The following is a 21,771-nucleotide window of genomic DNA, read 5'->3' as shown; positions in this document are numbered from 1 at the left end:
ATCAAAGCTAATTAGATAGGGTAGGAAGTTGATTTTGCTACATCTCAAGAGATTGAGCGTATAGTAATGAAGTCAAACAGCCGAACAGGATATTATGAAAATTTCCGGTACTTTTTTGGATGAGATTACCCACGATATTCCATCCAATAACTGGGGAAGAGCTGAATGGGCCGAAGATTTCCGAATTATGAAATCTATCGGTATTGATACGGTGATTATGATCCGAGCTGGGGTCGGTCGAATAGCGGTTTGTCCCTCCCAGGTGCTGTCAGAGCAGGCTGATATTTTTCCGGTCTATGAAGATCTAGTGGAGTTGTTTCTAAACCTAGCCGAAGAGAATGAGATGGCCTTTTTCTTTGGCACCTATGATTCGGCAACTCGACCGTCGAGGGAGCGCACCTTAGATCAAGAAGTACAGTTGGGCAAAGACTTTATCGATGAAGTCTGGCAGAAGTATGGACATCGGTCCGCCTTTAAGGGCTGGTATCTCACCTTTGAGCTGGGCAAGATGGAGAAACATCGAGTGGAATGTCTGCGACAATTGGGTGCCCACTGCAAAGGGCTCTCTCCGCATCTGCCGAATATGATTTCGCCCTATTTACATGGCCGTAAATTAGTCGATGATCCGATTTCCTTGGATCAGCATTGTGAAGACTGGAATGAAATTCTAGGGGTGCTGGCAGGAGCCGTTGATATTGTCGCTTTCCAGGATGGGCAGGTGGATTATGATGACTTGCCCGATTTCCTGCGGGCAAACCGGGAGCTAATTTCTAAGCACGGGATGCAGGCTTGGTCCAATGTGGAAAGTTTTGATCGAGACGTTCCCTTTGACTTTCCGCCTCTAGATTGGCGGAAGCTGTGGTGGAAAATGCAGGCGGCAGAACAATCTGGGGTGGAGAAGTTAATTACCTTTGAATTTTCCCATTTTATGAGTCCCAATTCCTGCTGGCCAGCGGCCAAAAATCTCTTTAATCGCTACTGTGACCATCTAAGAAAAACGGGGGAGTTAGATTGAATGTCCGCTTTTGAGGAATTGGGGTAGCTTGCAGCCTCTGGGGGACTTAAGGGGGATAAGGATGCGATCGCAACCCACGACTCACGGCTAACACAAATAGAAATCTTCCTACAATCCAACCTAAACCCAGCTTTAAACCCCTATGTATTTTCGGTTGATATCCAGTGCAATACTGCTCATCAGCGGGGTGCAAGCACTGGTTTATTACAGTCCTTTGAAATTCCGTTGGCCCCTGGCCCTCTTGGTTGAGCTGTGGCCCTATTGGTGTGTCATCCCTTGCTTGAGTTTTATCCTGGTCGTCGTCATCCCGAAGCTGCGCCAGCAATCAGCTCGCGTGAGTATTGCCACACTCATCCTAATTTTGATTGTGGCGCCTGTGTTGAATTGGGTCGGTCCTCCCCAACTGGGGTCAGCTCCTGACGGGATGCGGGTAATGGCTTACAACATCTGGATTGACAATCCCAATACCGATGCGATCGCACAATCAATCCAGGGTGAAGATCCAGATATTTTGTTTTTGTCAGAAGTCAGCAAACCCATGATGACCGAACTGCAAGCTCGGCTGAGTTATCCCCATGACTATCGAACGGAGGGCGGCAATAATGCCCTGTTCAGTCGATATCCAATCCTCGAGGCGACAACAACAGATTTTGGGGTTACGACCCAAGGCCGAACTTTTAGCCTGATGGCGAAGCTGCAAGTGGAGGGTAGCCCAGTAACGATTATTGGGATTCACCCACCTGTGCCCATCATTCCGGGATTTTTTCATATCCGGAATCGGCAACTGGATACCTTTGCCAAGGCCAGTCAAACGATAGAGGGAAAGCTGATCGTTTTAGGGGATTTTAATGCAACCCCTTGGTCCCCGTATTTTCAGCGTTTTGAACGAATCAGCCAACTTCAAAATGCAGGTCATCGTCAGTGGATTTGGGCAACATGGTATTTCAATCAAACCCTGACCACCCGATATATCAAAATCCCCTTGGATCACATCGAAACGCGAGGTTATACCGTTCTCAAAACTTGGGCTGGGCAGACAGGAGGTTCTGATCACAAACCGATTATTACTGTTCTCAAGCCGACCTGAACAATCATGAGCTTCTAACCTGCATTATTCATGACAATTTTGGCAGTGCCTCGAACACCTTTCCAGAAATCAAGCTCAGCAATTGTTTCAACTACAGGCTGTTTTGAGGAGTTTCCATGCTATCGGTGTTTGAAGTCCTTGTGAATAATCCAGGCTAAGTACTCAGTTGAAAGATGACTGAAGTTGTGAATAAGAGCACACTGCAAGACTGGCTGGCAACTCCGAAGCATTTCGAGGAGATAATTTGCTAAGCGTTGCTCTGAACTTTGTTCATTGAGGTCAGTAACCCTTCGCTTGAACCGAACACAAACAGATAGAAATAGTTGAGTCGATCACATTGTTAGTTTTTGGAGGATAATCATGGGACTTTTAGTCAATGGTTTTTGGAAAGACCAGTGGTACGACACCGCTAAGACAGGGGGACATTTTGTACGCAAAGACGCCCAGTTCCGTAACTGGGTCACCCTTGATGGCGGTCCTGGACCCACCGGTAGCAGCGGCTTCAAAGCCGAATCAGGACGTTACCACCTTTATGTTTCCTATGCTTGCCCTTGGGCACATCGCACCCTAATTTTTCGACTACTGAAGGGATTAGAAGCCCACATTTCTGTTTCCGTCGTCCACTGGTTCATGGGTGATCATGGCTGGACGTTTAATGAGGGCGAGGGCGTTGTTGCTGACCCAATCTTCGATGCCAAATTTGCTTATGAAATCTATACCCACGCCGATCCTAACTACACTGGGCGAGTGACGGTGCCTATCTTGTGGGACAAACAGACCCAAACTATTGTCAATAATGAATCTTCTGAGATCATCCGCATGCTCAATAGTGCCTTTGATCAAGTTGGTGCAAAATCAGGAGACTATTATCCAGTCAATCTTCGAACGGAAATTGATAGCCTCAATCATCGTATCTATCATACGGTTAACAATGGTGTTTACAAATGTGGATTTGCCACCACTCAAGACGCATACGAAGAAGCCTTAGAACCATTATTTACCACCCTCGATTGGCTGGATGAACGGCTCGCAAATCAGCGGTATCTCACGGGTAATCAGATTACAGAAGCCGACTGGCGGCTTTTCACAACGATGGTTCGTTTTGACCCTGTCTATGTCGGTCATTTCAAATGCAATATCCGTCGTCTTGTGGACTATCCTCATCTTTGGCCTTATGTTCGAGATCTGTATCAAACACCGAGGGTTGCGGAGACGGTCAATTTCATGCACATTAAACGGCATTATTATCAAAGCCATGGAACGATTAATCCTACCCAGATCGTTCCCAATGGCCCAGAAATTGACTTTATGACTCCTCACCACAGGGGTAAATCAGGTTAAGTATCAACTTCATATAGTTGAGAGATTTAGGACAACAGACGAAATCGATGCCTACTTTAGTGCATTCTAAATGCGGTATATCAAGGTTTACCGCAATTTAAATCATTCATCTCGGCTTTACATTTAAAGCTTCAGGAACTTGAACTGGGAAGGCAGTTAACAATGTCATAAGCTCGTCCTAAAACCGATCTGAACAATTATGAGCTGTTAATCACTCAGTTGGAAGAAGTCTCGCAGCTCAGTCATTAACCACTTATTTTCTGAGTCTTCAAGCTCCCTACCAAACTGATAAATATCTAAGCCAGCTCGTATCTGGCAGAGTTTGGTCGTGTTATTTTCTTCCCAGGGTAATCGTTTAGTAATCAAAGTAATTTGATCGACATCAGCCGTATTTCCCGAAGTTTGATGTTTTATCCCCAACAAGGACCAACACAGCCTAAATTGAGTTCGATTGATTTCTAATTGAAACTGTGTGAGCCGGGTAATCACTTCAGCCAAAAATATCGCGCCTGCGGCAATCAAAGGCAATCCACAACCAGAACAGAAGACCATTGCCGGAACATTAGAAATCACGTCTGGAGAGAATGGCAACCACATAATACTGACACCAAGGCCCATCATGCCGATACTGAGTAACGCTGTAAACAGGCTATTGGGACCCAATTTAATCGTAGGGATATTGATGATCATGCGATCTCGACTGCGTTCCAGCTTGACTTTGCTTCCTGCAGGTTGAGGAGCGATACCGCTTTTACAGTCTTCAATGCTTTTTTCACCTTTGAGAACGGCCAGCGCCTCTGCGGCAGACTCAAATCGATCCTCTGGCATGGGAGCCAGCATCATCTCTATCCAATTAGCAAAGGCCGTAGATACCTCAATTTCATCGCGAAAATCGATTTTAAAGTGATGCTCCGGTAAGGCTGTGGGAGGTCGTCCTGTCAGCAAAAATAACAGTGTCCCTGCCAACCCATATAAATCCGTCACCGGAGTTGCTTTGCCCCGAAATTGTTCTGGGGCCATGTAGCCATAGGTGCCAACCACAGTGCTGCCATAGGTTTCTGAGCCATGCTCTCTAACCTGAACGGCCCCAAAATCGACGAGGACAATCTGTTGATTATCCTGCTGAATTAAATTTCGAGGCTTGATATCTCGATGAATCACAGGCGAGGGCAGGGTATGGAGATAAGTCAAAATCTCCAAAACCTGTTCGGCAACCTGTTTAGCTTCGTCTTCGCTAGCTCGCCAACCTTCGTGGACCAAATCAGCAAGGGAGGTTCCTTCAGCTAGGTTTTGGACGATATAAAACTGCCGATCTTCAAGCAGGTCAACTTGGAAATAGTCGAAGTACTGGGGAATAGCTGGGTGGTCTAGTTGGGATAAGACTTGGGCTTCTCGCTCAAAAAGTTCTATTTTTTTCCAGTTTTCTGCTTGGCGTAACTGTAAAACTTTTAAGGCTACCTGTTGATCCGTAAGCCGATCTTTGGCTCGATAGGTAATACCACTTCCACCCTGTCCCAAAACGTCTAAAATCTCGTAGCGTTGGGCAGCTTGTTCACCAGATTGGTGAAGTAATAATTCCATTTTTTACAGAAATTGATGATATTTCTATTTTAGCTCGCGAAAAAATAATCGCCATTTTCAAGCGTTTACTGGGGAATAGATTTCCGTTCTGCCAGTGAGATTATTTCAAAACAAACTGAGCTGGGTGGAAGGAGGTGTGAGTTGATCCCACGGTAACGGTGGAATCGTGATCTGTTCTTGCAACAGCTGTTGAAACAACTGAGCGGTTCTAGGCGACTGTTCTTCCAAAGGACAATGGACAAAGAAATAAGTATCAATCCCTTGTCGCAGCCACATCTGCAGAATATTGACCCAATTGTCCAGAAACAGATCATTTAATTCCCTTTGCGGATGGCTGATATAGCGCACCACCGTAAAGGGAGCTGTGGTCGCAGGCTGCAGGGGTAGCTTCGGTTTACGCCGTTGAGAATGCACTTGTGGATCATCCGGTCCTTGATAAATGGGACGCGAGTCCAGCAATACTCTGCCGATTTGGAGTGAACTCAACAAATCATTGAGCTGATCTGCATAAGGCGGCTGAAACCATTGCGGATGCCGCACTTCCACAGCTAGGGGCACATCAGATGGCTTTATCTCTGTCAGGAACGTTTCTAAATCCGACAATTGTTGTGGACCATAACTGGGAGGAAGCTGAACAAACAGCGGCCCCAAGCGAGGGCCTAAGCCTTGCATAAGCTGGATAAAATCAACCGCTTCATCAAGATGGGGTTGTAAAAGGCCAGCATGGGAAACGGTGCGGGGAAACTTGGGGCAGAATCGGAAGGAATCTGAGGTTTGCTCCGCCCAGCGATGGACCGTTTCAGGAGATGGGGTGGAATAAAACGTAGCGTTAACTTCAACCGTCGTTAGCCGTTCAGCATAAAGCGGTAACAACCGACTAGCAGAACTGCCCTGGGGGTAAAAATCCCCTAGCCAACCCTTATAGGCCCAGATAGCGCAGCCTAAATAGAAATCACCCTGGTGTTCAGATAATGATGCAGTCATGGTTTCCCCCTACAATTGGAGTGTTTGCTTCCTTGAGACCCATTTCTCAAGAGGGAAATCTCCTTATTATCTCACCACAAATCAGATGAGCATTGTAACGCTGCAGGGAATTCGCAAGGATTTTGGCATCAAGGAAATTCTGCGAGAGGCCAGCTTTAGCATTGAACCCGATGACAAAATTGGTCTGATCGGTGTGAATGGATCGGGCAAGTCCACGGTCCTAAAAATGATTTCTGGGATGGAATCCATTGATGGGGGCAAACGCCAGGTCAACTCTGGAGCAACCATTGTCTATCTGCCCCAACAACCCGATCTGGACGACGAACGCACTGTGCTTGATCAGGTGTTTAACGACAGTAGTGAGCAGATGCAGCTCGTCCGCACCTACGAGGACTTGTCCCACCAAATGTCTCAGGTGGAGGGAGCCGAACTCGAAAACCTGATGGCGAAGCTGGCCGGAATATCTGCTCAGATGGAGACGACGGGGGCTTGGGAGCTGGAGACCAACGCCAAAATTATTTTGAGCAAGTTGGGGATTACGGACTTTGAGGCCAAAGTCGGGGGTTTGTCGGGTGGCTATCGCAAGCGCATTGCCCTGGCAACGGCCCTACTTTCTGAACCAGACTTGCTGCTGATGGATGAGCCCACCAACCATCTAGATGCGGAATCGGTGGAATGGTTGCAGAGCTACCTGAAGCGCTATCGAGGGGCACTGCTGCTGATTACCCACGATCGCTACTTTTTGGATCAGGTCACCAATCGGATTCTGGAGATTGATCGGGGGGACTTGTATACCTACTCGGGCAACTATTCCTATTACCTAGAGAAGAAGGCTTTGGCTGAGACGGCAGCCGCTAAGAGCCAGCGGAAACATCAGGGCGTCCTGCGGCGGGAGCTGGAATGGCTGAAACGGGGGCCAAAGGCCCGCAGCACTAAACAGCAGGCTCGGATTGACCGGATCCATGCCATGCAGGATCAAACCTTTAAGGAAGCCCAGGGCAAAGTCGATATCGACACGCCGGGGCGTCGGATTGGCAAAAAGGTGATTGAGCTTGCCCAGATTTCCAAGGGCTATGGTGATCGAACGTTGATTCAGGACTTTTCCTACGAATTTAGCCCTGAAGATCGCATTGGCATTATTGGTGGCAATGGCACTGGCAAATCCACCTTAATGAATATTATGACGGGGCGGGTGGAGCCAGATTCCGGGCAAGTCGAGATAGGCACCACGATTCATATCGGCTATTTTGACCAACATTCTGATGAACTGGTGGCTGCAGCCAATCAGGAGCAGCGAGTGATTGATTACATCAAAGAGGTCGGGGAGTTTGTCAAAACGGCGGATGGCAGTCAGATTTCGGCCTCCCAGATGCTGGAGCGATTCTTGTTCCCAGGTAATCAGCAGTATGCCCCTATTCACAAGCTATCTGGGGGAGAAAAACGGCGGCTGTTTTTACTACGGATACTAATGAGTGCCCCCAATGTGCTGATTTTGGATGAGCCTACTAATGATTTAGATGTCCAGACATTAGCAGTTTTGGAAGAGTATCTCGAAGACTTTAATGGTTGCGTCATTGTTGTATCTCACGACCGCTATTTTCTGGATCGGACCGTAGACTATATCTTTGCTCTAGAGGATTCTCAAGTTCGTCGCTATCCCGGCAACTATTCTATTTATTTGGATATCAAGCAGTCTGAAGTAGAAGCAGAGCTGAGCCAACCCAAGGAAAAAGAAAATCCACCTGAATCTGTCCCCGAAAAAGCAAAGGGGAAGCCCCAATCATCTTCTCGGTCACGTCGCCTGTCTAATTACGAGCGCCGGGAGTTTGCCAGTCTGGAAGATAAAATCCCGGAATTGGAAGCGAAGAAAGCCAAACTAGAGAAAACCCTATACGGTTCACCTCCCAGTGATTTTTCCGAGGTGCAACAGCTTTCTGATCAACTCGCCACCTTGGAAGCAGAGATTGAGACTGCCACAGAGCGCTGGATGGAGTTAGCCGAATTGGAATCGTAGGGTTAAGGGATTTTTATTTAACGATCAGGAAATTTTTCCTCGGCTTGATAGCGCTCTATGCTTGAAGAGTGCCAAATCCCCATTATCTGAGTAAGATAAGAAGCGGCATCCGCGCAAGCATAATCATTTTCGTCATCAAAAACAATGGAAAATCCATCTCTCCGTGAACAACCTCGCGAACAGAAAGCTCCGATCATGGAGTCCCGACAAGATGCATCCATCCTGGGATGGCTGGAAGGATCGGGGCGGTTAATGGATCGAGATACCCAGGAACGGGCCAAAACGGTCTTAGAAGAAGATGAAAGCGAAGAAATCAATGCCCTGATGGGGGGCGATGACGATGCGGATGACGATGAGGAATAAGTAAAAAAACATGGTCCTTGCAAATAAGACCACTGCGTCAACCCGATCTGGGGCTGGCCGTAATTTGTATTGGTTATTACTCCTGTGTCTCAGTGGAGTCGCTTTAGCCACCGATATTTACTCCGGCCGTATTGACACTCCTGCTTTAACGATTGTGGCCCCTCTGTGGACTAGCACCCTTGTGGTTACGCTATTGGGCTTTTGGGCTGTTCCAATGTTGCGATCCCTCAAAGCATCCCAAGTCATCCAAGAAGACGGTCCCCAGAGTCACCTAAAAAAAGCAGGCACCCCCACCATGGGCGGCATTTTCTTTATGCCGGTGGCTTTGGTATTGAGTTGGGCTTGGGTCGCCGCCACTAGCGTTAACTTACTCGAAGTATCCGCAGCAGTCCTGCTCACCCTCTGTTTAGGTTTGGTGGGCTGGTTTGATGACTGGCAAATCCTGCGCAAAAAATCCAACAAGGGTATCTCGGCAAAGTTGAGATTGGGCATCGAATTAGGCAGTGGTCTGATCTTTGGATTGTGGCTCTTTTTAACCCGCTCAGACATTACTGGGTTGGCTTTACCCTTTGGGCTCAGCCTTCCAATCGGCGTGCTGTTTTTGGCTATCTCCACCTTTGTCGTAGCTGCTGAAAGTAACGCCGTTAACTTAACGGATGGTATGGATGGATTAGCGGCGGGCACCAGTGCGATCGCATTCCTCGGACTTGCCCTTGTGGTTGCACCGAGTTGGCCGGGACTAATGATCTTTTGCTCCTGCTTTTCGGGAAGCTGTTTAGGATTTTTGGCCCACAACCATAATCCGGCCCAAGTCTTTATGGGGGATACCGGATCTTTGGCGTTAGGCGGCGCCTTGGCGGCAGTCGGGTTAATTACGAATACCCTCTGGGCCTTGCTGATTCTGAGTGGCCTATTTTTGGTGGAATCTTTATCCGTGATTGCCCAAGTCACCTACTATAAAGCCACCAAGGGGCCAGATGGGGTGGGTAAACGCCTGTTCAAAATGTCCCCCATTCACCATCATTTCGAGCAATCTGGCTGGCCGGAAGTCCGAGTTGTGTCTACGTTCTACGCCTGTGTTGCCGTTTTAGCGGTGGCAGCCTGCGGCCTTAATGCCCTGAGCTAGCTCTTTTATTACACCTATTAAAACTGATCTTTCATGCCCCGTAGCCGTGCAAAGCACTGGACCGGGGTATTGCTTTTGGTATGGATGATTAAATGGGGCTGATCCCACCGCAGGAAGGGATTGGTCTGTTTCTCCAAGCCGATGTCAGAGGGAACAGTCGGTTGGGATAGATTCCGAGCGTCTTGCACCTGTTTAAAGCGATTTTTTAGGTGTGAATTGTCTGAATCTACTGTCAGGGCAAACTGTAAATTTTTGAGGGTATATTCGTGGGCGCACCAAACTCGGGTGGTCTCCGGTAAATTGCGCAGCTTACTTAAAGAGTTCACCATTTGGGCTGGGGTGCCTTCAAACAAACGTCCACAGCCTCCTGCGAACAAGGTATCACCGCAAAACAGTTCCCCCCATTCTTCGCCTGCAGCAGGGGGGAAGTAATAGGCAATATGGGCTCGGGTATGACCGGGGACAAAGTAAACATCAGCCCTACGATGGGCAAAAGAGACTTGATCGCCTTCTTTTAGAAAGTGTTGCTGGCCGGGAATCCGACCTCGATCCTGCTCTCCTCCATAAACAACGGTGTTGGGAAAAGCCTGGAGGAGGGTTCGATTGCCCCCCACATGATCCGAATGGTGATGAGTATTGAAGATGGCGACCAGCTCAGCCCCCAACTCTGCCAATTTCTTCAGTACGGGCTGAGGATCGGCTGGATCAACCACGGCGGCAATATTCTGCCCAGGATCATGGAGGATAAAAATGTAGTTATCGGAAAAGGCCGGTAGTCGGTGGATTTGCATGGGCGATCGCAAAATTCTATATCTCTGACATCTTATTATTTTGCGACTCCAACCGCTGTTGAAAGCTGGGTTGCACTGCTGACATCAGCCACCTTGCGACTCCAATCACACCATCCTTTGTTGCATAGGATTTAACTAGGCATATCGGTTTTGTTAATCATCCTTGAACAATGCGCTGCAAAAAAATTCCCTTCATTTTGCTGTCCCTCCTTCTGACAGTCTGTCTTTGGGGCTTAAACTCATGGAATCTTCGAGCAGAACCCAATCATCAGCTAGTTGTTGCCCAGCAACATCCCGCTGCATCAGACCGCAACCCTGGCACCGAGAATAAGCCGCTTCGGACCATTAATGCCGCTGCTCAGCAGGCTCGGCCCGGGGAGACCATCCTGGTACATGCCGGTATTTACCGAGAGCGAGTCATTCCTCCTAGGAGTGGAAACCCGGATCAGCCAATTGTCTATGAAGCTGCCCCCGGAGAAACTGTCGTCCTCCGAGGGTCAGAGGTTTGGTCAGCAACGCCCGTTTCCGCACACGGGTCATCCACCTTATCCGCTGATTGGGAAGGACCCTTGCCCAAGAACCTGTTTCCAGATACAGATCCATTCACCAAGCAGCTGGAGCGAATGCCAAAAGGGTATTTACGCGGTCAAGTTTTTTGCCAAAGTTTGCCCCTACGCCAAGTGCTCGATCAAGAAACCCTGACTTCCCAACCCGGAACTTGGTATTTCGATCCCCAACAACGTTGGCTGAAAGTTCACCTAGACCAGGCTTATCCCGTCTCAAAGCCTCCTTTGCTAGAAGTCAGCACCCGTCGAGCCGTCTTTGCCCCCAAAATTCGCGGATTAGGCTATATCCATGTTCGTGGATTTGTGATGGAGCATGGGGCCAACCCCTTTCCCAGCGGATTTTGGCGCAGTCAATCTCCTCAAGCAGGCATTTTGAGTACCCGCTCAGGACATCATTGGCTGATTGAAAACAACACCGTTCGCTTTGCTAAAAGCCTGGGAATTGATAGTGGTAGTGAAGGACGCTATGACATTGATGGCTTAGAGCAACCGATCCCGGAGGGCGTGGGCTATCACGTGATTCGGCATAATCGGGTGACGGACAACGGTGCAGGGGGAATTGCGGGTTGGAATCAAACTGCATCCTTGATTGCCTACAACGTGATTGAACGCAATAACCGTTTAGGCTTTAAAGCGCCAGAAACAGGGGGGATCAAAGTTCATGGGTTTGTAGATGGCCAGATTATTGGCAATGTCCTCCGCGACAATGAGTGCTTTGGCATTTGGGTCGATAACGTCTACCGAGATGCGCGTGTCAGCCGCAATCTTGTATTGGGGAATCAAGGGGCTGGCATTTTCATCGAATTGGGAGGCGGCCCCATTTTAGTGGATAACAATGTGGTTGCTTTTACAGTCCTAGGAGAAGGCATCTATACTCACGATGCCAGCGGGGTCACCATCGCCCACAACTGGTTACAGGCCAACACTCACTTTGGCGTGTATATGCGAACGGTTACCAATCGCCGGTATGCCAAAGCAGATGGGACTTCTGAGCAAGCGGCTACAAGAGGACAGCGGGTTTACGGCAATGTTTTTGTCGATAACTATCGCGGTCATATGAGCTTGCCGTTCCCTTCTGAACCCGAAATAGATAACAAATCTGACTACAATCTGCTGATTAATGGCACCCTATGGCAGTGGGAAGGCCAAGCCCCTCACCGATTTGTCTGGAACCACCGGTCTAAATTTGTGGAACGAGAATCCATTGTTGCCACCCTAGAGAAAGCTTTTTCAACAGGGCAACTTCCCAAGGCAGAACAACCTAATTTCGAGCAGTGGAGCCAGACCCTCGCTTTACCGTTACCTTGGTGGCAGCAGCTAACCGGGAATGACACGAATAGCGTTGCGCCTTTAATTCAGGGGGGGGAGGTTGTGAATGGTGCCATTGTCCAGGGAGCGATTACATTAGGGGTCAATACGCCCAATTTAGAGGTCGCCGATCCAACCGTCGTTCCTCAACTAGCCATTCCCTCCTTGCCCCTTCCCAGTCAAGACTTCTGGGGGACGCCGATCAGTAATGCCCCTCGTTTTCCAGGTCCATTCCAAAACTGGCCCCAAGCAGGTACAGTGCACTGGCCTCTCTGGCCGATAGAATCATCCGAATCAAAAAATAGGGCTGAGTAGCTTAGGATAATACTTGGCCAGGATGTCCACCGAACACTCCTGCCCTATCCCGTTGCAAGAGTATGAGCCATGCTAGCCAAGCGAATTTTGCCTTGTTTAGACGTTAAAGCTGGACGAGTCGTTAAAGGGGTGAATTTCGTCAACCTAAAGGATGCTGGAGATCCGGTTGAACTCGCCCAAATATATAACGAGGCTGGAGCCGATGAGTTAGTGTTCCTAGACATCACCGCCACCCATGAAGATCGCAACATTATCTTTGATGTGGTGTACCGGACTGCCGAAGCCGTCTTTATTCCCCTGACCGTAGGCGGTGGGATCCAATCCTTAGACACGATTAAAAAGCTGTTACGAGCTGGAGCCGATAAAGTCAGCTTAAACTCTTTCGCCGTCCGTAATCCCGACTTTGTAAACCAGGCTAGCGAACGATTTGGTCGGCAATGCATTGTCGTGGCCATAGATGCCCGTAGGCGTGGGGACGGCAATTCCGGCTGGGATGTCTTTGTGCGTGGCGGTCGCGATAACACAGGTTTAGATGCGATTGCATGGGCGAAGGAAATGGAAGAGCGCGGTGCAGGAGAACTCTTAGTCACCAGTATGGATGGTGATGGCACCCAAGCCGGGTATGACCTGGAACTGACTCGCACCATTGCCGAACAAGTCGAGATCCCCGTAATCGCGTCTGGTGGCGCGGGCACCTGTGATCATATTCGGGAAGCCTTGACAGACGGTAAGGCTGAAGCGGCTTTGCTAGCATCCCTACTGCACTACGGGCAGCTCTCTATTGCTGAAATAAAAACTCATTTGCAGGATCACAGAGTTCCGATCCGCCTGTCTTAATTCTTAAATCAAACTGTAAAATCACAGATTTGTGGTGGATTAGTCTTTAATTTTATTAAAATTAGTAAAGTTATGATTATTCTGCTTGTCGGTGCTATTGGACTTGTGATGTGGTCCTTGCAATTAATGAAGACGGCTCACCACTCCAGTGAGAAGTCTCTCATCTTTGCGGGGGTACTCGTCGCTGTGTCTGCAATCGGCCTCGTAGCAGTTTATATGCTAATGGATGGTTGCATGGGATATATAACGGGTGGAGAATCCGTTTCTGCTCAGGTCTCTAACCTGCCCCTTATGGTTGTCTCCCATTTCTCTTCAATCTTTTAAAATCATCTCAGTTCATCATCCAAGTTTCAAGATTTAGGTTAACGAAACATCAACTAGGCTCCTTGACTGCTGCAAATTAGCTTAAATCTTCGGTTCTAAACATTTTCAATTCTATAGCTGCTTAGTCTCAGCTCTTTTCCCTGTAAAAGCACCAAATATTGTTTATGGTGGTTGGTCTTCTTGAGAAGAGGGCTCATAACCGCACTATTTTGAGTGATTAACAACCACAATCAGGAATATCTGAGTACCTCTCCGACCTTGGATTTCTCTGCAAACATCTGCCTTTCCGTAATCCAAATGCTCCTGGCTTGGCCATTAATATCTTGTGTTCCTGAACTAACAAGCCTCAAAGGTAATGCCTGAGAGGATCCCTAGGTAATTCTCATCGTGCATCTTCTGGATCAAGGGAGGTGTTTGATCAAGATCAGCTAAAAATGGGAATACTCTTTTTACTTAATTAGGGCCAAACATTAATATATTTAACAAAATTAAAACAATTACACACGAATTTCAGAAAAGATCTAATACTATCGCTACTTGGTCAAGCCATCTTTTTTATTTGCGCCTTTCTTCTAGGTGAAATAAGCAGTTGATATTGTTTTTATTCTACCAAAAAAGACTAATATTGCAATTTTCTATTATCAGGGATAAACGCATAAAAGCATTACTAGATATTGCTTCTGGAATAATAAAAATTGTATTAACTGATACACTATTCCTTTTTTAAGATTTTAATAATCATTGTTTTTTTTATATGCGTTATCCTAGATAAATCTTGTCTAAACCTTGTCTTTTTTAGGGGGGAAAATGCAAATCTGGAAACTGGTAACCATTGAATTAACGCTAATTTTTGCTTATTGTCTTGTTTTGGTCTTTAACGTCTTTAATTCCAACCAAAATGCCCAATATCCTGTGCAATCAAATATTCAAGTCACTCGACCGAATTAATGCTTCTCAGTACGCGTAAAAGCGCTTATTGATCACCCGTAGATTAAAGTACCCTGCTAGTTTTGATAGCTAGCAGGGGTTTGTTTTATCGTTGAATTGCCAGGCAATAAAAAAGCCAGAAAACACTACCCAGTGGAGATAATTTGGGTAAGCTTGCCATTTTTGCGCAGCTTATACCGATATCCACGCCATTCCACCGTCGTTCCCACCATTCCATAGCCCCAAATGGCAAAGTTGATCAAGTCCCGAAGGGGGACCAACCACCATAGTCTCTGAGCCACCCGATCATGAAGATAGTAAATCGCAATCACCCAAGCCATTATCCAGCGGCTGGCTAGCATAACGACCAGTACAGACCACCCCAACATGGACCCTTGAGTTGCCAGCAAAAAAAAGATTCCGCTTGTGGTGCCGAAGGTGAACAGCAACCCCACGTAGCCCCAAAAACGCTCTACGCGGACACACCGAGCCCACCGAGCTTGTCGATGAAAGAACTCAGATAAATTTGTGGTCGCCAGTTGATGTTCCACAATATAGGGGGACAAAACAACCTGATAGCCCACTTGAGTGGGCAAATTGCCCATATGGAAATCATCAGCCAAGTGATCGGCTAAGGCCGCAAAACCTCCAATCTTGGCTAAGGCCGCTTGCCGAATCACAATAGTGGAGCCAAAGGCAAAATGCATCCCTTCTAGCTTATGGGCTGCTAAAACATTGGCATGGTTGCGGGTGGCAATCCCCAAGGCTTCAAACCCCGCCAACCACCCCTTGGCCCAAGAATTATAGAGGCAAGTTACCACGCCCACTTCAGGGTTTGCTAGGGGCTGAACAATTTGCTGTAAATAATCAGGTTGGACCAAAATGTCGCAGTCGGCCAGCACAATTACGTCATGTTTGGCCTTCTTTACCCCATTGGCTAGGTTGCTGACTTTCAGGTTGGTACCAATGGTGAGATCGCACACCACCAATTCAATATCCACTTCAGGAAATGCTTGGATGAGCTGCTCTACAACCTGGAGACAGGGGTCCGTCGCCTCGCGCACACTAAAGATGACTTGATACTGGGCATAATCCTGATGGCAAAAGGAGGCCAAATTCTCATAGGTATTCACATCCACACCACATAGGGGTTTGAGGATGGTCACCGGAGGATGAAAGTCAGGATCAACCCGATGGTCTTGATGGAAAAAATCGACCGTCGCATAAATGGCATAGCAGTAGTACAGTACCGCCGTGCAGCAAAACGGAAAGATCAGCCAAGGAAGATAAGCAGTCATACACCCAACATGGAAACAGGGGCCTAACCCGTTAAAGAAATAATGCCCACACCCCAACCAATGACAATAATGCCAGCTAACCGTCCCGGAGAAATATGCTCCTTCAGAATAAAGTGGGCACCACAGAGATTGATAATGTAACCCAAGCCGGTAGCCGGGCGAACCAAGCTAATATCAGCCCAGCTCAAGAGGGAAATAAACATCAAAAACGAAACCGTATAGCTTGCCACCCCGATCAGTACCCCTGGATTCACAAATACACTTTTTAGCCACTGCAAAATGGAAGTCAAAGAGCGAGCTGAAAATTTGCCAATTTTCTTGACGCCACGGGCCACTAAGATATCCGCCGTACAGTCTGCCAAGACTAGCACCAATACCCCTAACCACATCTTAGGCAAGTAAAAACTTAAGGGCAGCAGCAGCATCCAAGAGGACTTCATATTCGGATCAGTGTCTTTCTGCAGCTGAGCCTTGCGATCGTCTATTCGCTTACTCCAACCCACAATAAACACGCCCAAGGAGATAAAAATTGCCGCCAACCAACGGGCTAAAGAGACTGGCTCCTTCAAAATGAGCCAAGCCATCAAGGCATTGAGCACATAGCTAAAGGCATGCATCGGTAGCACAAAGCTCATATCCAGTCGGGTCAGGGATACGAGATAAATCAGCATGGAGACCGTAAGAGTGACGACTCCCAAGCCAATCCAAGGGCTTGTGAATAAATAGCCGACTAACTGCCCTAGGGCATCCGGATGAAATGACGTGATCTCACCGAAGACTTTCATCCCCCGACTCAGCCAAATATCACCGAGTACTTGAGTAGAGATCAGCAGGAAGATAAGCAGAAAATTGATCAAAATGCGGCTGAAGCAATCAGTTCAGGAAAATTAGTGAGTTGAAATCCACTGGCTTGCAACTGGTCTTTGACCGACTGGCTGAGCAAGGCTGACAATTCCCGCTCTCCCGCTCCCTCAGGGCCATTGATCGGTTCATGGGGATATGCGATCGCAGGATGGGCATACAGCTCCACAACATTGGCCTGAATTTGGGGAATTAATCCCAGCAAATAGGACTCCGTGACAGCGCCAGATTGCAAAAGCCCGTAGACCCGCTCAGCATACCGTATCCCCTGACCCGATAACACCTTCTCTCCATGGCGACGCAGCAGGCTAAACACGGACCAACCCAATCCCTTCGCTAGCCAGCCCTGGAAATCTGCCTTTAAGGTATAGGTCAACTCCTCATGGGGAAGCCGGATAACGGGGATATTGTATTTCGGAGCTAAAGCCAACAAGACCTCCAGGACAGCAGGATTCGCATGGTGGTGTAAATGTCCATCCACATGGGAAAGGGGCAGACCCGTTGCTAAAAAGCGCTGGAGTTGGGCTTCAATTTCCTGGTGCAGTTCTCGGCGAGCCGCCTGATTGAAGTAGTATCGCCAGCCCGCCTGGGCCGGATTATCCGGGAACCGACCCTGCTCATCCACCAAATGGGGAATTTGCTCAGGAGGCAGTGCTGCTTTGCCGCAGCCCAACACCACATGCAGACCCACCCCCAGACTTGGATGGTGTTTAGCCAAGTCAACCGCTTCGTCAACTGCGTCCCCCGTCACCATCAGACTGGTACTGGTGAGAATGCCGTGGGTATGGGCTTGAATAATCCCTTCATTCACCCCGTGGGAAAACCCAAAATCATCACCATTGACGATTACATACCGTCGGCCAGTCATGGTTGTCTGCCCCTTATCCACCTGGGCATCCTAGCCTCTCTGGACCGACGGAACCGGATCACGGCTGGGCCATAATCGCAGGCAGGTCAAGGCCAATTTGGATAACCGAGGCATTAATAGGGGCTGTAAAAGCTGCTTATCAAACCGTTGCATCCGTTGGTGGTTGGCATCCAAGCAAGTCCTAAAGAACTGATTGGCCGTCAAATCATCCATAAAATGCCCTGCCTCAGAAGCCGTAAAGGGCTTGCCTTCCTGGTCTGCGGCACTGCCGCCAAAGGCTTGAATTAAAGTCTTTAATGCCTTGCCGTAATGCCAGAAGGCTCTAAAACTGCGCAATCCTTCCAAGTTCCAGCCCTGCTGAATATGTAGGTAGGTTACCCAGTTGACGAAGAAGACAATATGGCGAGCTTCTTCATCCAAAATCGGATCGAAAATCTTAAAGATGCTCTCTGGCATGTACTGGGCTTGGCGAGCTAAATCAAACATGCCAAAGGCAAAGTAAGAATCCAGGCATTCGCCAAAACCAAAATCCGTAAAGGCCGTTTCAATCTGATCGGGAACGGTAATCTCGGGGAGAGGGGACATTTCAATGTCATACCTCTTAATCAGATGCCGCAATAAGCGGGCATGGCGATGCTCTTCTCGGCCCTGAAGCGCAACGGCTTCTTTAATCAGGGGGTCCGTAATGGTTTCGGCAAAGGCACTGACCATCACCCCGGCTTCACTTTCCGTTAGGAGGGCTTCCCGCCAAAAGGGAATCCCGCGTAAGCGCTCCAAGGAAACGGGATCGAGATCCGGCCAGGGTAAGTTTTCTGGCTCGTAGTCCAAATAGGTGTCTAAAAAGCTACGACAGAACAGTTGTTTATGGTCCCTGCTGCCCAGTTTGATCATCACTTGCATATCCCCCCAAATTTACTCAAGATTTATTGAACGATTTCCTAAAAAATAGTGAATTTCCTCTCTCCCTATCCACCGACTATCCCCTCCTGGGAGGGGTAAGGTGGGTTTACATCGGCCACTCAAACCGTTAGGCGATCCTTTATGGCCTCAAGCTTTAGCAGCCGCCTCAGTTTGCCGCTCCTTCAAATAGGCAAAAAACTCACGACCTTCCCGCAGACGGCGAACCAACATTTGTGGGTCTCCCAGCATCTCACCCACAATCGGAATAATCGCTTGGGGCCGGAAGTAGAAGCGGCGATACATGCGCTCGACGGCATCCTCAATGGCGGCACTAGAAAGATTGGGATAGGCCAAGGTGGAAGTTTGAATCCCTGAATCTGCAAGTAGAGAGGTATCGCTAAACCAGTTGTTCTCTTTGGCCTGGGCGTAAAGGGCCGTGCCGGGATAGGGGGCCGCAATCGAAACCTGAATGGTATGGGGATTCACCTCACAGGCAAACCGAATCGTTTCCTCAATGGTTTCCTGGCTTTCGTTAGGAAGGCCAATAATAAAGGTGCCGTGGACGGTGATACCGAGTTTGCGACAGTTAGCCATAAACTTCCGGGCCACTTCCAGTTTGATGCCCTTATTGATGCCGTCTAGAATTTGCTGGTTGCCCGATTCAAACCCCACTAACAATAGGCGGAGTCCGTTATCCCGTAACTGTTTGAGGGTGTCGTAATCCAGGTTGGCCCGAGCATTGCAGCTCCAGGTGAGTTTGAGACGTTTGAGATGTTCACTAATTGCGATCGCACGAGGTTTATCAATCGTGAACGTATCGTCATCAAACATATATTCCCGCACCGTATCCCCAAACAGGTACTTGGCCTGCTCCATTTCTTTGCCCACGGCCTCGGGGCTTTTAGCGCGGTAATTATGACCACCAATGGTTTGGGGCCACAAACAAAAGGAGCACTTAGCGGGACAGCCCCGCCCGGTATAAAAGGAAATATAGGGATGGAGAAGATAGCCAATAAAATACTTTTTGATATCCAAATCGCGAGCATAAACGGGCAAGACGCTGGGCATGGCGTCCCAGTCGTGGATCAGGTCCCGCTCGGGATTGTGTTGAATTTGATTCTCTGCGTCGCGATAGCTAAGCCCCTTGATCTCTGATAGAGGTAGGCCTTCGGCCACATCTTTGCAGGTATAGTCAAATTCGTTGCGACAAACAAAATCAATAATGGGGTTATCCCGCAGGGTTTCTTCGGGTAAAACGGCAACGTGGGCACCAATAAAACCCACCTGAGTACCCGGCTTCTGGGCCTTAATCGCTTCCGCACATTTGACATCATTGGCGAGGGAAGGCGTGCTGGTGTGCATAATCACCAAGTCATAATCTTTGGCGACCTTAAGCACATCCTCGACGGTTTGTTCATGGGGTGGGGCATCAATCAGCTTACTCCCCGGCACTAAGGCTGCAGGCTGGGCTAGCCAGGTGGGATACCAAAAGGAAGTAATTTCGCGTTTGGCTTGATACCGAGCGCCAGCACCCCCGTCAAATCCATCAAAAGAGGGGGGACTCAAAAATAAGGTTTTCTGCACAGTTTCACTCCTCACTTTTAAAGATGCAGTCACAGGGAAGTTTCTAAGGTTAGAAACATCAATTGAGGACCATCCCTCAAACGTCCAGAACACTGAAGCAACCATAGCGTATCAAAAACTGGCCTTGCATGGCCGCAGGTTCTGTATCGGTTGCAGTTGATTTATCCAGTCGGGATAGATATTATGGCAGTTCTGCTCCTTGAAGCACCAAACGTTAGTTTTAAATTGCATTCTGGATGGGTTTCCAACCGCCTGATTCAACCAGCGAAACAGTTAATTTCTTCAAATCGCTATTGTTGGGGGCCACCGCTCGATATTCTGTGATCATGATCAGTTAAGGGATGAGATATGGTTTCGGTTGGGGTGTTTATAGATTTAAGATGGCACCAAGCCGCAGGTGGGCATGTTAAATGTTGGGAATCCTTTGCCAAAGCCGCAGCCACATTGCCAGAAGAGCTTGAATTAAGCCTGCATTTTTTAGGCGACCAAGCACAGGAAATCAAACTTGCCCCTAATGTTCGCTATGTCTTGCATCCGCCTCGATTTAGTACAGAACGACTGACCTTCCTGAAAGATGTACCCGGCCATACAGATATTGCCCCCTCTAATCCAGCTCTCGTTCCCTATTTAGACCAACTTGATATCATCCATATCACCCATCCCCAATTTACGTTTGGTAAAACAGCCCTGCGCTATTGCCATAAGCAGGGCAAACCTCTAGTCGCCTCCATCCATACCGATACCCCGGAATATTCCCGAATCTATACGGAGCAAGCCCTGGGGAAACTCTTTGGCCAGGGGTGGTTGAATCAACTGTTCTCCCAACAACTGCAAATCCCCCGACGGTATAAGCAGTGGATGGTGACTCGGCAGAAACGGTATTGGCAATCCTGTGCCCATGTGTTCACCGCTCAGCCTTCAGACTTTGGGGTGGTGAATACCGTGTTGCCCAAGTCCCAAATTTCCCACCTTCGACGAGGTATTGATAAGGATTTGTTTCATCCTCACCACCGCGATCGCCCCTGGCTGGAACAAATCTATAACCTACCCCCGGGAAAATTTCTGCTGCTATTTGTGGGGCGACTAGACGCCTGCAAAAATATCCTTACCTTTGCCCAAGCCGTGAAGATTCTGTTGGATCAGGGGCTGCCCGTTCATGCCCTCGTTGTCGGTCAAGGCAGTAGCGATCAAGAAGTGCAGGCTATCCTTGGGAACCATGTGACCTTAACAGGCACCATTGACCATGATCAGCTGGGCCCCATCTTTGCCAGTGCCGATCTGTTTGTGTTTCCTTCCCAAACAGAGACCATCGGCAATGTGATTGTGGAAGCGAAAGCATCCGGCTTGCCGGTCATTATTTCTAGTCACGGAGGAGCGTACCAGTCGGTACAGGCATCTGGGGAAGATGGCATTGTGATTGAAGACGATTTGCCTGAGACTTGGGCGGGTGCGATCGCATCCCTGTATCACGACCCGGATCAGCTCGCCCAGATGAAACAAGCCACTCTCGCCCATATTGATCAGCATTGGCCCACTTGGCTAGAGGTGTTGCAAAACGACTTGCTACCGGTTTGGCAGGCAGTCGCTGCGATTCCAGACCGAGTCACCAAACGACCTTAGATTTAGTTAAAGTTTAGGACTTTCCCAAAGGGCCATCCTTTAGTATGAGAGGAAGGGACTA

The 21,771-nt window shown here is 48.4% G+C and carries 17 protein-coding genes; 9 read left to right on the top strand and 8 right to left on the bottom strand.

The window, feature by feature from the left end; translation table 11 throughout:
* Nucleotides 1–94 precede the first annotated feature (94 nt).
* The 3 genes from ON05_RS02670 (at nucleotide 95) to ON05_RS02660 (ending at nucleotide 3,443) form a co-directional block, all read left to right on the top strand.
* A complete protein-coding gene (locus ON05_RS02670; RefSeq protein ID WP_010475161.1) occupies nucleotides 95–1,015 on the top strand; it encodes a DUF4434 domain-containing protein in 921 nt (306 codons plus the stop codon).
* Nucleotides 1,016–1,202: 187 nt separating this feature from the next.
* Nucleotides 1,203–2,102, top strand: coding sequence for an endonuclease/exonuclease/phosphatase family protein (locus tag ON05_RS02665; protein ID WP_262561099.1), 900 nt, complete (start codon nucleotides 1,203–1,205; stop codon nucleotides 2,100–2,102).
* A gap of 360 nt (nucleotides 2,103–2,462) precedes the next feature.
* Entirely contained in the window at nucleotides 2,463–3,443 is a 981-nt protein-coding gene (locus tag ON05_RS02660; protein WP_010475157.1) for a glutathione S-transferase family protein, read from the top strand.
* 207 nt (nucleotides 3,444–3,650) lie between these two features.
* On the opposite strand, the gene ON05_RS02655 is transcribed toward ON05_RS02660, so the two are convergent.
* Together ON05_RS02655 and ON05_RS02650 are read right to left on the bottom strand one after the other, a co-directional pair.
* Nucleotides 3,651–5,024, bottom strand: coding sequence for a serine/threonine-protein kinase (locus tag ON05_RS02655; protein WP_010475156.1), 1,374 nt, complete (start codon nucleotides 5,022–5,024; stop codon nucleotides 3,651–3,653).
* 105 nt (nucleotides 5,025–5,129) lie between these two features.
* Nucleotides 5,130–6,008 carry a DUF72 domain-containing protein gene (locus tag ON05_RS02650; protein ID WP_010475154.1) on the bottom strand — a complete coding sequence of 293 codons (879 nt, stop codon included), beginning with the start codon at nucleotides 6,006–6,008 and terminating at the stop codon, nucleotides 5,130–5,132.
* Between the two features lie 85 nt (nucleotides 6,009–6,093).
* On the opposite strand from ON05_RS02650, the gene ON05_RS02645 reads away from it, so the two are divergent.
* The 3 genes from ON05_RS02645 to mraY all read left to right on the top strand — a co-directional run bounded on the left by ON05_RS02645 (nucleotide 6,094) and on the right by mraY (nucleotide 9,511).
* Nucleotides 6,094–8,022: an ABC-F family ATP-binding cassette domain-containing protein gene (locus tag ON05_RS02645; protein ID WP_010475152.1), complete on the top strand. Its 1,929-nt coding sequence runs from the start codon at nucleotides 6,094–6,096 to the stop codon at nucleotides 8,020–8,022.
* A gap of 144 nt (nucleotides 8,023–8,166) precedes the next feature.
* The gene (locus tag ON05_RS02640) at nucleotides 8,167–8,385 is read left to right on the top strand and encodes a DUF3134 domain-containing protein (RefSeq protein WP_010475150.1); all 219 of its coding nucleotides are present in this window, start codon (nucleotides 8,167–8,169) and stop codon (nucleotides 8,383–8,385) included.
* Nucleotides 8,386–8,395: 10 nt separating this feature from the next.
* Entirely contained in the window at nucleotides 8,396–9,511 is a 1,116-nt protein-coding gene (gene mraY, locus ON05_RS02635; RefSeq protein ID WP_010475148.1) for a phospho-N-acetylmuramoyl-pentapeptide-transferase, read from the top strand.
* Nucleotides 9,512–9,528: 17 nt separating this feature from the next.
* Here the strand turns inward: mraY and gloB are convergent, their stop codons facing one another.
* Nucleotides 9,529–10,302, bottom strand: coding sequence for a hydroxyacylglutathione hydrolase (gene gloB / locus ON05_RS02630; RefSeq protein WP_010475146.1), 774 nt, complete (start codon nucleotides 10,300–10,302; stop codon nucleotides 9,529–9,531).
* Nucleotides 10,303–10,472: 170 nt separating this feature from the next.
* Between gloB and ON05_RS02625 the strand changes: the two genes are divergently transcribed.
* Nucleotides 10,473–12,491, top strand: coding sequence for a right-handed parallel beta-helix repeat-containing protein (locus ON05_RS02625; RefSeq protein WP_010475145.1), 2,019 nt, complete (start codon nucleotides 10,473–10,475; stop codon nucleotides 12,489–12,491).
* A 69-nt stretch (nucleotides 12,492–12,560) separates the two neighbouring features.
* Complete coding sequence (gene hisF / locus ON05_RS02620; RefSeq protein ID WP_010475144.1) at nucleotides 12,561–13,328, top strand: imidazole glycerol phosphate synthase subunit HisF; 768 nt, start codon at nucleotides 12,561–12,563, stop codon at nucleotides 13,326–13,328.
* Nucleotides 13,329–14,725: 1,397 nt separating this feature from the next.
* Here hisF and hpnI read toward each other — a convergent pair.
* From hpnI to hpnJ, 5 genes are all read right to left on the bottom strand, one after another.
* Nucleotides 14,726–15,877 (bottom strand): bacteriohopanetetrol glucosamine biosynthesis glycosyltransferase HpnI, encoded by a 1,152-nt coding sequence (hpnI, locus tag ON05_RS02615; protein ID WP_010475141.1) that lies wholly within the window; start codon nucleotides 15,875–15,877, stop codon nucleotides 14,726–14,728.
* Nucleotides 15,878–15,900: 23 nt separating this feature from the next.
* Nucleotides 15,901–16,734 carry an EamA family transporter gene (locus ON05_RS02610; protein WP_010475140.1) on the bottom strand — a complete coding sequence of 278 codons (834 nt, stop codon included), beginning with the start codon at nucleotides 16,732–16,734 and terminating at the stop codon, nucleotides 15,901–15,903.
* Nucleotides 16,731–17,606, bottom strand: coding sequence for a hopanoid biosynthesis-associated protein HpnK (gene hpnK / locus ON05_RS02605; protein ID WP_010475138.1), 876 nt, complete (start codon nucleotides 17,604–17,606; stop codon nucleotides 16,731–16,733). The genes ON05_RS02610 and hpnK overlap by 4 nt, the downstream gene beginning before the upstream one ends.
* 30 nt (nucleotides 17,607–17,636) lie before the next feature.
* The gene (locus ON05_RS02600; protein ID WP_010475136.1) at nucleotides 17,637–18,506 is read right to left on the bottom strand and encodes a ferritin-like domain-containing protein; all 870 of its coding nucleotides are present in this window, start codon (nucleotides 18,504–18,506) and stop codon (nucleotides 17,637–17,639) included.
* Between the two features lie 147 nt (nucleotides 18,507–18,653).
* Nucleotides 18,654–20,090, bottom strand: coding sequence for a hopanoid biosynthesis associated radical SAM protein HpnJ (gene hpnJ, locus ON05_RS02595; protein ID WP_010475133.1), 1,437 nt, complete (start codon nucleotides 20,088–20,090; stop codon nucleotides 18,654–18,656).
* 348 nt (nucleotides 20,091–20,438) lie between these two features.
* On the opposite strand from hpnJ, the gene ON05_RS02590 reads away from it, so the two are divergent.
* Nucleotides 20,439–21,710, top strand: coding sequence for a glycosyltransferase (locus ON05_RS02590; protein WP_010475131.1), 1,272 nt, complete (start codon nucleotides 20,439–20,441; stop codon nucleotides 21,708–21,710).
* Nucleotides 21,711–21,771 lie beyond the last annotated feature (61 nt).

Origin of the sequence: Acaryochloris sp. CCMEE 5410 (assembly GCF_000238775.2) — a bacterium.
Taxonomy (GTDB): Bacteria; Cyanobacteriota; Cyanobacteriia; order Thermosynechococcales; family Thermosynechococcaceae; genus Acaryochloris.
The sequence above is the reverse complement of the archived record's forward strand: the minus strand, read 5'-3'. Positions and strand labels throughout refer to the sequence as shown.